Below are 578 nucleotides of genomic sequence, written 5' to 3'. Positions count from 1 at the left end.
TGCTCCCGTTGTTGTGGGGATCATGCTCAGAGCAGCGGCGCGCGCGCGACGTAGGTCTTTATGAGGTAGATCGAGGATTTGCTGGTCGTTGGTGTAGCTGTGGATGGTGGTCATCATACCGCGCTTAATCCGCAGACGATCATGCACAACTTTGGCAGCAGGAGCCAGACAGTTGGTGGTGCAAGACGCATTGGAGACGACGTGGTGTTTGCTGGGATCATAGTCACCTTCGTTGACGCCTAAGACGATGGTCAGGTCTTCGTTCTTGGCCGGCGCACTGATGACGACTTTCTTTGCGCCGCCCTGCAAATGTTTGGCAGCTGCGTCACGATCCGTGAAAATACCCGTGCTTTCGACCACAATGTCTACGCCCATCTCGCCCCACTTGATGGCCGCTGGGTCTTTTTCTTTGAGTGCGCGGATTGCATCACCATCAACGACGAGCGAATCGCCATCGATGACGACGTTGCCGCGATAAGGGCCGTAATTGGAATCATGGCGGAACAAGTGGGCCATAGTCTTGAGATCACCTAGATCGTTGAATGCTACCACATCAATCTGGTCACCGTACATCTCGC

General features: G+C 54.5%; 1 protein-coding gene. It reads right to left on the bottom strand.

Annotated elements, in window-relative coordinates:
• Positions 1–573 (bottom strand): type I glyceraldehyde-3-phosphate dehydrogenase (locus NZ585_15060; GenBank protein ID MCS7081348.1); only part of this gene is annotated, 573 nt, incomplete at its 3' end.
• Positions 574–578: the final 5 nt, after the last annotated feature.

The organism is Chloracidobacterium sp. (assembly GCA_025057975.1).
Lineage (GTDB): Bacteria > Acidobacteriota > Blastocatellia > Chloracidobacteriales > Chloracidobacteriaceae > Chloracidobacterium.
The sequence above is the reverse complement of the archived record's forward strand: the minus strand, read 5'-3'. Positions and strand labels throughout refer to the sequence as shown.